This window comes from Aromatoleum toluolicum (assembly GCF_012911005.2).
Taxonomy (GTDB): domain Bacteria; phylum Pseudomonadota; class Gammaproteobacteria; order Burkholderiales; family Rhodocyclaceae; genus Aromatoleum; species Aromatoleum toluolicum.
Map to the genome: position 1 here is coordinate 1 of NZ_WTVS01000119.1, position 9,704 is coordinate 9,704.

Annotated in this window: 9 protein-coding genes and 2 tRNA genes; 4 read left to right on the forward strand and 7 right to left on the reverse strand. The window is 65.7% G+C overall.

From position 1 onward, the window contains the following. The 4 genes from GPA27_RS26920 to GPA27_RS26935 form a co-directional block, all read right to left on the reverse strand. A partial coding sequence (locus tag GPA27_RS26920) for an ankyrin repeat domain-containing protein (protein WP_256223133.1) occupies window positions 1-730 on the reverse strand: 730 nt, incomplete at its 3' end. Window positions 731-901: 171 nt separating this feature from the next. Beyond that, on the reverse strand, window positions 902-2,299 hold the full coding sequence (gltX, locus tag GPA27_RS26925) for a glutamate--tRNA ligase (protein WP_169143498.1): 1,398 nt from the start codon (window positions 2,297-2,299) through the stop codon (window positions 902-904). Between the two features lie 139 nt (window positions 2,300-2,438). Continuing rightward, window positions 2,439-2,513: transfer RNA gene (locus GPA27_RS26930), tRNA-Val, on the reverse strand. A 27-nt stretch (window positions 2,514-2,540) separates the two neighbouring features. Next, window positions 2,541-2,615, reverse strand: a tRNA-Val gene (locus tag GPA27_RS26935). 221 nt (window positions 2,616-2,836) lie between these two features. Here GPA27_RS26935 and GPA27_RS26940 point away from each other — a divergent pair. Beyond that, window positions 2,837-3,346, forward strand: coding sequence for a hypothetical protein (locus GPA27_RS26940; protein WP_169143499.1), 510 nt, complete (start codon window positions 2,837-2,839; stop codon window positions 3,344-3,346). Window positions 3,347-3,352: 6 nt separating this feature from the next. Here the strand turns inward: GPA27_RS26940 and GPA27_RS26945 are convergent, their stop codons facing one another. Beyond that, on the reverse strand, window positions 3,353-4,288 hold the full coding sequence (locus GPA27_RS26945; protein ID WP_169143500.1) for an HDOD domain-containing protein: 936 nt from the start codon (window positions 4,286-4,288) through the stop codon (window positions 3,353-3,355). Between the two features lie 113 nt (window positions 4,289-4,401). After that, window positions 4,402-6,537 (reverse strand): DUF1631 domain-containing protein, encoded by a 2,136-nt coding sequence (locus GPA27_RS26950; protein ID WP_256223134.1) that lies wholly within the window; start codon window positions 6,535-6,537, stop codon window positions 4,402-4,404. 106 nt (window positions 6,538-6,643) lie between these two features. Here GPA27_RS26950 and GPA27_RS26955 point away from each other — a divergent pair, with 106 nt between their 5' ends. Beyond that, entirely contained in the window at window positions 6,644-7,207 is a 564-nt protein-coding gene (locus GPA27_RS26955; protein ID WP_308446342.1) for an acyl-CoA thioesterase, read from the forward strand. Between the two features lie 14 nt (window positions 7,208-7,221). On the opposite strand, the gene GPA27_RS26960 is transcribed toward GPA27_RS26955, so the two are convergent. Continuing rightward, window positions 7,222-8,322 (reverse strand): PQQ-dependent sugar dehydrogenase, encoded by a 1,101-nt coding sequence (locus tag GPA27_RS26960; RefSeq protein ID WP_169143505.1) that lies wholly within the window; start codon window positions 8,320-8,322, stop codon window positions 7,222-7,224. A gap of 282 nt (window positions 8,323-8,604) precedes the next feature. On the opposite strand from GPA27_RS26960, the gene GPA27_RS26965 reads away from it, so the two are divergent. Together GPA27_RS26965 and GPA27_RS26970 are read left to right on the forward strand one after the other, a co-directional pair. After that, window positions 8,605-9,216, forward strand: coding sequence for a hypothetical protein (locus tag GPA27_RS26965; protein WP_169143502.1), 612 nt, complete (start codon window positions 8,605-8,607; stop codon window positions 9,214-9,216). 97 nt (window positions 9,217-9,313) lie between these two features. Next, window positions 9,314-9,697, forward strand: a complete 384-nt coding sequence (locus tag GPA27_RS26970) for a thioredoxin family protein (protein WP_256223135.1) — start codon at window positions 9,314-9,316, stop codon at window positions 9,695-9,697. The last annotated feature ends 7 nt before the right edge of the window (window positions 9,698-9,704 follow it).

Genomic DNA, 9,704 nt, shown 5'->3' on the forward strand with positions numbered 1-9,704 from the left:
TGTCCGCGCCCGCCGCCTGCCCCGCCTCCGCCAACACGGGCCGGACCGGCAGCGCCTTGGGTCCCGTGGCCTCCGCTTCGTCGAACATGCCACCGATTCGTTCCACGCCGATCCGCATGGGATCGATGCTGTAGGTCGTGAAGTTCATCAGTTCCATCAGCGCCGTGCGCCCCTTCGCGTTGCGCAAACGGGCGTCGGCGCCCGCCTTGATCAGCGCATCGACGATCGCGACGTCGGATTCCCTGCGCGGGCGCATCGCCAGAAGATGCATGGCCGAATTGCCCGCCGCATCCGCGGCGTCGGGATTCGCACCGGCCGCGAGCAAGGCTTCGACGATGTCCTTGTCGCCGCGCTCTACCGCGTGATGGAGCGCCGTGCGACCTTTCAGCGGCTTGCGCGGGTCCGTCGCTGCGAGATCGCCGCCTTCGGCAATGCGGGCGCGCACCCGGAACAGGTCGCCGCAGGCCGCCGCGTCGATCAAGGTACGCGGCAACGCCCCCGACTGCGGACAGGACACGCGGGCAACGGGATGAAAATCGGGCCGGAACGGTTTGACTAACGAGTTGCTGCCAAGCATTGCGAGTGCCAGACCGTTGAACCCGAACAGCGCGATGCCGGCGAACCCCCTGATTGCGTGCAGGTTTGCGCGGCGATGCAAGGCTTGAAGTTGCATTTTGTTACCGATAGCGGGAGGGGCCGATTCTAGCAAAAGCCTGCGAGCGCCTTGCACGCGCAAACTCGCGGATTTGCCGGACAAGCGTGGAAATTGGCGACCGTTTGATCGTCGTCAACCGCGAGCCGGGCCGCAGGCGTCCCGCAATGCAGCGGGGGCGCCCGCAGCGCCCCCGTCAAAAGATTGACCGTCTGCGCCCCCCCAGTCGCGGGCGTCCTCGCGCAATTGTCAGACGTAGCGGGCCATGCGCGCGAGCACGCGCTCGCGGCCGAGGACCTCGAGCACGGCATCGATTGCCGGGGTCTGGGGCACGCCCAGGGTCGCGACGCGCAGCGGAATGGCGACCTGGGGCATCTTCAGGCCATGCTCGGCCATCGTGTCCTTGATCGCCTGGTTGAGAGCGGACTTCTCCCACGGAGCGGATTCCAGGCGCCCTTTCAGGCCGGCGAGCGCCGAGCGCGCCCCGTCGGTCAGGTGCTGGGCGATGAGTTCAGGAGCCGGATGCACTTCGACGCAGTACAGCTCGACAGAGTCGGCCAATTCGTTGAGATTGGCGACGCGTTCCTTGTACAGCGCGACAATCGACTCCAGCGCAGGCCCGGCTTCGGGATCGACACCGCGGCGGGCGAGGCGGCGAGAGACTTCGGCCGCAAGGCGGGCGTTGTCGGCCTGCTTGATGTAGTGCGCGTTCAACCAGTTGAGCTTCTCGGTATTGAACTGCGCCGCCGAAGGTGTGATGTGGTCGAGATCGAACCATTCTACGAACTGTTCGCGCGAGAAGATCTCGTCGTCGCCGTGGCTCCACCCCAGTCGGCCGAGGTAATTCACGACCGCCTCCGGCAGATAGCCGTCATCGTCGTACTGCATCACGCTGACCGCGCCATGCCGCTTCGACAGTTTGGTGCCGTCATCGCCGAGGATCATCGACAGGTGGGCGTACAGCGGAACCTGGGCGCCAAGCGCCTGCAGGATGTTGATCTGGCGCGGGGTGTTGTTGACATGGTCGTCGCCGCGGATGACGTGCGTGATGCCCATGTCGAGGTCGTCGACGACGACGCAGAAGTTGTAGGTCGGGGTGCCGTCGGCGCGGGCGATCACGAGATCATCGAGTTCCGTGTTGGCGATCTCGATGCGACCCTTGACCAGATCGTCCCAGGCAACGACGCCTTCGGCGGGATTGCGGAAGCGCACGACCGGCTTCACGCCCTCGGGCGGCGTCGGCAGGACCTTGCCCGCTTCGGGGCGCCAGCGGCCGTCGTAACGCGGCTTCTCGCCGCGCGCACGCTGCTCTTCGCGGATGCGGTCAAGTTCCTCGGACGAGGTGTAGCAGTGATAGGCAGTACCGGCGGCCAGCATCTGCTGGATGACTTCCTTGTACCGCTCCATCCGCTGCATCTGGTAGAAGGGGCCTTCGTCGGCATCGAGACCCAGCCAGGCCATGCCGTCGAGGATCGCCTGCACCGCTTCGGGCGTCGAGCGCGCGACGTCGGTGTCCTCGATGCGGAGGATGAAGGTGCCGCCGTGACGACGCGCAAAGGCCCACGAGAAGAGCGCGGTACGCGCGCCGCCGATATGGAGGTAGCCGGTGGGGCTGGGGGCGAAACGGGTGCGAACGTTGGAAGCCATCGATGAGGACTCTGGACCGGATCTAAAGACGCGGATTCTACGCCATCGGCCCTCCTCCACGGCACGGAGGCGATGACGCGAGCAATCCGTACGCAAAAGAACAAAGGCCCTGAAACCGAAGCTCCAGGGCCTTGCATTGTGGTGGGCGGTACTGGGATCGAACCAGTGACCCCTGCCGTGTGAAGGCAGTGCTCTACCGCTGAGCTAACCGCCCGGAATTCCGTGCGTCTTCGTCATCGACTGGTGGGCGGTACTGGGATCGAACCAGTGACCCCTGCCGTGTGAAGGCAGTGCTCTACCGCTGAGCTAACCGCCCAGTGTGGCGAAGAGGCGCGATTGTAGAGGGACGGGAATTCCTTCGTCAAGCATGCGACGAGACTTTGCGACGAAGCCTTCGTTCGCCCCTGCGTCGTGGGCGGTTTTGCGGCCCGAACCGCGGCGCATGCCTCCGCCGTCTCGCGGCAAACCCCCGAGTCATGCCAGAATCGCGCTGCGTCCCTCGACGGACGTTGCAGAAAAAATAACGAGGAGACATCGATGGGAGTGGTTTTCGCCAAGACGGCGAACGGGCAGGACGAAATTGCCAGCCGCAGCGGGGGGCTGTCGCCCCGCGTGCGCCGGGTACTGATTTTGGTGGACGGACGGAAAACGGTCACCGAACTTCGTGATCTGGTGGCGGCCGACGATCTGACCCATACCCTGGGTGCGCTCGAGGAGCTCGGCCTGATCGAGGTGCGCAAGGCGGATTCGGCGGGCGGCGGTGGTAAAACGCCACCCGGCCCCCTGCCTTCGATCACGGCCTTCCGTGAGCTGCCGGCGAATCGCCAGCCGAAGGAACTCGAGATGGCGCGCAACTTCATGATCAACACGCTGAAGAATTTCTGCAGCCTGTACGGCCCGATATCGTTGATGAGCAACATCAACGCGGCATCCTCGCATGAGGAGCTGCGCGAACTTTACCCGGAGTGGTACCGGCTCATCGTCGATAGCCGCTCCGGCCGGCGCAGCGCGGAAGACCTGCGCAATGATCTCCTGAAGGTGCTCTGAGGCGCTTCAGTCCACCCATGACGATGGCAGGGCCGTGATCGTGGGCTTGGGAAGGCGCACGAGATCGGTCCACATCGGGAGCTCTGCGAGCGCATCCATTGCGAGCTTGCGCGTTTCTTCCGGCGTCAGGTCGAGAATGGCGGCGCGCAGGTAGATCGTCGCCACCGAATCCGGATCGGGTTGCGCTGTCAGGCAGGTATCGGCGAGCTTCGTCGCCAACTGCAGGCCGCAGGCGAGACGATAGGAACGGGAATCGGGTTCGAAGCCGCCGCCCTCGGGGTCGCACTGCCAGTACACGACGTCTGCCAGCGAGGTCGGCAGTCCCCAGTCGGCCAGCAGGACTGCGGATAACTCGTGACGGTCGAACCCGAAGGTGGCGATTTCGACGGTTTCGACAGGATCCGTCCCGCGCGCGGCCCGCTCCAGCGTCAGGTCGTAGGTCGCAGGCGCTCCCGTGGCAAATGCGAGCGTGCCGATCTCGCTCAGCAGCCCGAGGGTGAATGCTTCCGCGCCGGGCAGATCTCCCCGGTGGTGAGCCAAGGTTTCCATCACGGCCGCATTGAGCAGCGACGATGTCCAGAAGGCGTTGTAGTCGAAGCGCTTCGATGTGACCTTCGGGCGATTCGTGACCAGCGACAGGGCGACTGCGTGCGCGCGCACGATGTTCATGCCCAGCCTGATGACTGCCTGTTGCAGGTCGAGCGAACGCTCCGTCCGGCCGAAGCGTGCGGCTGAAGCGGCACGCAGGACGAAGCCCGACAACGCGGGGTCGGAGCGGATCACACGCACGACGGCATCGATGCGTACCTCGGGATCGCGCGCGAGTTCGATGAGTTGCAGCGCCGCTCCGCGCGGGCTGGGCAGCTCGTCGGCAGCGAGCAGGAAGTCGCGGATGTTTCCCGTCACCTGGCCGCGGTCTCGCTGATTGCTGGCTGAATTCATTCCCGTTACCTCTCGTGCAGCGCAGTCGGGCGAAGGTTTCCGCCGTGTCGCCGGGGACGTCGCCCGACTGCTGGATTCTCGTTCATTCCGTGCCGGTTCGAACGCCCCGGCGATCAGCTCCGCAATTCGTCGAGCACGTCATCCACGACACGGTCCAGGAGGGGTTCCTGATCGGCCGTGGAGGCCTCCCCGTTCGCGAAGCGCCGCGTGAGTTCCGCCCGCGTCAGGGCGAGCGCGCGCTGCCCCTGCCGGTTGGCGAAGAGGTACATGGTCCGCGCGGGACTGATCCAGGTGAGCCGCACGCGACGCACCTCGCCGGATTCGTCCTTGAGCTCCACCCAGCTGCCGCGGGTGAGTAGGTCGAGCTCCAGCATCTCCGGCGTGGGCTCTGCGCCGATGGGCTGAAGGCCGGGCAAGGGTCCGGTGGGCCGCGCCGGCGCATTCGGCGCGGGGCGCATCGGAGCCGGCTCGGGTGCGACCGGGGCTTTCAGGGCTGCCGCATGGCATTTGACGAGCTCTGAGAAGAACGCCTTCTGACGCGCTTCGTCTATGCCGGCACCCGTCATGCTCGCCTTCAGGTTGCGCAGGATCACCGGAAGCTGCTTCACCATGCGCTGGCGTTCTTCCATGCTCTGCTTGGGAAGGACGCTCCACACGAGTTCGCCGACCGCGGAGATCGCGTTCGTCCAGCGCTCGCTGTTGGTGGGGGGCGCCGCCGTGGCGCCGCTCTCGAGGGCGGCATGCGCCAGCACCCGCGTCCACGTGTCGCGAATGAAGTCGCGCACGACTTCAGGTATTTCCTCGTTCCCGAGGTGGGCTGCGAGCGCGTCTTCGCCAACCTGGCGGGCGAGTTCCATGCGCTCACGTTCGCGCAGGCGCTCGGTCAGCGTCGCCGCGCGTGCGTCGGCATAGCGCTCCTGCTCGGCGAGGTAGTTCTCGAGCTCCTGCAGGCAGCTTGCGAAGACGCCGGCGTCGTCCGCAAACTGGTTCTGTATGCGGACGACAATGCCCTCGGCGATACGATAGAGGGAGCTGTCCTCGCTCAGCGGGCCGTCCCACGTGACGCTTGCCTGCGCCAGCGAGTTGATCAGCCGGCGCGCGGGATGGGTGCGGTTCGAGAAGAAGCCGTGATCCATCATCGCCAGCTTGAGCACGGGGATCTGCAGGCGGCCGATGAGCCCCTTCATGGCGTCGGGAACGCGCGAGTCGTCGAAGATGTAGTCGAACAGCGTGGCGACTACGTCGATGACGATGCCGTCGACGGAACTCGCCTGCTTGCTGAGACCGGCTTCGATCAGGGCGCTGATGACGTTGCCCGCGGCCTGGCCATCCGCCGGAAGCGCGAAGCTTTGCCCCCCGAACTGCAGGTCGCCCCGTCCCTGTTGCAGGCCGTCCAGCAACTGCATGAGGTCGGTCGTGCCTGCGCGCTGCCGCCAGTCGGCCTTGTCGGACGCGGTGGCCCGGGCCGTGAAGATCTCCTTCACGACATCGGAAGGATCGGGCTCGCCGGGCAGCGTCGCGCCCTTGCGCACGGCCATGCGCTGCGAAGCCTTGCCGCGTCGTGCCCGCGGTCGGACATTGGGCATCACGCGACGTGCAACCAGCAGTGCATTGACATCGTGATAAACGGTGGAGAGCTCGCCCGCAAGCCGGCCGATGAGCAGTTCGAGAGCGGTGGCACGCAGCCCCCCGGACGCCTCCTGCGTCCAGCAGATGTCCTTGAGCGCTTCGCAGATCGCGGTCGGACCGATGGGGTTCGTGGTGTTGTCGATGTCGCTCTCGCCAAGCATGAACGCGACTCGGGTCTGGAGGTCCTGGTTTTCCGCTTCGCACGCCCGTTCGAGCCGGGTCGCGAGGTTCTTCACGGCCAAGGTCTCGTCGATCTCGGTCTCGCCGACGAGCGAAAGTTCGGGAAAAAAGCCGTTTTCGCTCTCGTAGAACGAGCCGCCGACGTTCGAGGTCTTCGCGCGCTCCTGGAACTGATCGTCGAACCCGGCGCTGAAGGCGCGATCGATATCGGCGCCGATGCCGCGCAGGAGTACCTGCAGCTCGATCAGCTTCTGCGCTTCCTCGGCGTTCTTGGCGCTCAGGCGGCGAGCCTGGACCTCATCGCCGAGCTCGCCGACTGCCCGGGCCAGCGCTTCGCGTACGCGCTGGCTGACGAAGTCGCGACATTCGAGCAGAACCCCCTGATGCGGACGGAACGCATCGGGAGCTCCGGTCTGGCGCGATGGTTGAAGGTTGGTCACGAGATGCTCCGCTTTGATGGCGGTACGGGACAATGGCGATTACTGTCGCCGGACTCAGGGCGAATCTCAAACGTGTTCAGTTTGACACATTTCATTCGCCCCTTCGATGCTTCAAACGACGCTGCGACGGGGCATTCCGGCAAGCCGCCGGCAATCCGGCGGGAATGGCGGGCGCGTACCGGCGCGTGGACGCCTTCTTTATACTTACGGCTCCGCAAGCAATCTCTTTAATGATTTCCTCATGCCACGAATCAAGGTCGAACTTCCCGAGCGTTTCACCTTCACAACCGAAATCCCCGTGCGGGCACAGCACATCAACGGCGCCGGCCATATCGACAATGCGCAGTTAGTGGTCCTGATATCGGAGGCGCGCGCGGCCTTCTTCGTCAGCCTCGGCTACAACCAGAACAATGTCGAAGGGCTCGGCACGGTCATTTCCGATGCCGCGTTCCAGTACATTTCGGAAGCATTCGAAGGCGAGACGCTGGTGTTCCGGCTCACAGCCAACGATTTCAACAAGTACGGCGGCGACATCGTGTGCCGTGTCAGCGACCGAGAGACCGAACGGGAGGTTGCCCGGGCGAAGCTGGGTTTCGTGTTTTTCGACTACACGGCACGCAAGGTCGCACCCATTCCCCCGCGTTTCCTGGCGCGCGTGGGCGCCGTCTGACGGGGGCGCCGGATTCAGTCCGGATCTAGGCGCAGGATCCGCCCCGCCGTCTCGTCGAGGAGGTAGAGCCTGCCGTCCGGCCCCTGGCGCACGTCGCGGATGCGGCTGCCCAGCTCGGTCAGCAGCCGCTCCTCGCGGACGAACTTCTCGCCGTCCAGTTCGACGCGCACGAGGACTTGCCCGCGGAGGGCGCCGACGAAGAGGTTGCCCTTCCACTTCGGAAACGCGTCACCCGTATAGAAGGTCATCCCCGACGGTGCGATCGACGGAACCCAGTACCTGACGGGCGGCACGACGTCGGCCCGTTGCGTTCCCTCCCCGATGCTGAATCCGGTGACGTATTCCTTGCCGTAGGTGATCACCGGCCAGCCGTAGTTGGCGCCGGCACGGACGACGTTGATCTCGTCGCCGCCCTGCGGTCCGTGCTCATGTGCCCACAGCTTGCCTGTGACGGGATGCAGCGTCGCGCCCTGCACGTTGCGGTGGCCGTAGGACCAGATTTCGGGCAATGCGCCGGTCTTGCCGACGAACGGATTGTCGGGCGGGAGGGCGCCGTCGGGCCGGACGCGGACAATCTTGCCGAGATGACTACCCAGATCCTGAGCGCTGTCGCGATAGGCGTGGCGGTCGCCCAGCGTGACGAAGAGCTTGCCCTCGCGGTCGAATACGAGTCGCGATCCCCAGTGATTGCGCCCGTCCGGATCTTCACGCTGGGCGAACACGATCTCGACGTTCTGCAGGCTGCGTGAGGTCTCGTCCAGGCGAGCCCGCGCCACGGCGGTGCGGGCGCCTTTCTGCGTCGGCTGTGCAAAGGACAGCCAGATGAGGCGATCGCGGGCGAAATCGGGCCCAACGACGACATCGAGCAACCCGCCCTGCCCGCTCGCATGGACGCGCGGAACGTTCTGGATCGGCGCCGACAGCTTGCCGTCCGGCGTCACGACGCGCAGACGCCCGGCGCGTTCGGTGACGAGCATGTTCCCGTCGGGCAGGAAGGCAAGCGACCAGGGGGTGTCGAGCCCACGCGCGACCTCGGTGACACGGACCGGCCCGGCCTCGCTGCGGATCACCGTTTGCGCGAATGTCACGGACGACAGCCACAGGGCAGAGATCATCAGCACTGAACTGATGCAACGTGCACGGTGCGCGTTGCAGCCCGAGCCATCGACGCCTGGCGTGGCGTTAAGCGATGAGTACCACCTCATGGAGCCCCCCTTCCCATTCGAACAATCGGTTATTGGCGTGGTACGAGCCCGGATAGCGATTTGACGGGCATCAATGAGACGATGGCAGCCTTGCTGAGATCCTTGGACCGTGACCGAAGTTGCCGGATGGCGCTCCCCGGCGCAGGCCACCCGTCAAATGCCGCCAACACACAAAAGGATAAGAGGTCTCGAATGAGGTTCCCCGATTTTTTTGCCGACGTGCGTCGGATCGAACTGCGCGACCCGCTGGCAGCCTTTCTCGGCGCAAGCGAGGGCGGCGTGATCGAGTACGGCTACGAGGATGCGGTGAAGCTTGCCGGCCATTCCTGCCCCACCGTCGCGTCAGCCTACATGATCTGCGTGCATGCGCTGCGTGCGCTGTATCGGGATGAGCTGCCCGAGCGCGGCGGCGTCAGGGTTGCGCTCCGCGGGCGCGTCGACGAGGGCGTCACGGGGGTGATCGCGAGCGTCGTCACGCTGCTGACCGGCGCGGCGCACGAGGGCGGGTTCAAGGGGCTGGGCGGCCGCTTCGTGCGCCGCGGCTTGCTGGACTTCGCCGCCGAGCTGCCGCTGGCGATGCGCTTCACGCGCCTGGACACGGGGGCGGCCGTCGACGCTCAAACGGACCTGTCGTCGGTGCCGGCCGACCCGGAAATGCCTGAACTGCTGGGGCGCTGCCTGCATGCACCGGGCGATAGCGAACTCGCGGCCCGCTTCGGACGCCTCTGGCAGGACAGGGTGCGCCGGATCCTGATCGAGCATTGCGACGACCCGGCGGTATTCAGCGTCAGGCCGGTCGCTTGATTCCGCTGCCGGGGGACGAAGCGGAGCGTTTTCGACGCCGGATATGCTAGCCTCGGAGTCATTGCCCCGACCGTTTCCGCCGATGGACACCCCCGCATTGCCCGAACTGCTTGTCGTCTGCCTGTGCGCCGAATGGTGCGGTACGTGCCGCGAATACCGCGCCGGATTCGAGGCGCTGGCGGCGAAATGGCCGCAGGCCGCTTTCCATTGGGTGGATGTCGAGGACGATGCCGACGTGGCGGGCGACCTCGACATCGAGAACTTCCCCACGCTGCTGATCCAGCGCGGCGATCTGGTGCTGTTCTTCGGCACAATGCTGCCGCAGCACGTCTTCCTGCTGCGCACGCTGGAAACGCTGACAGCACTCGGCGATGACGAGGCGCGCGCCTACGCCTTCGCCAACGACGAGCGGCGGGCGTGGCAGCAGGAGTGCAACCTGCGCCCGGCACTCGAGAAGCATCTCGCGCGCAAAGCGGCCTGACCCCGCC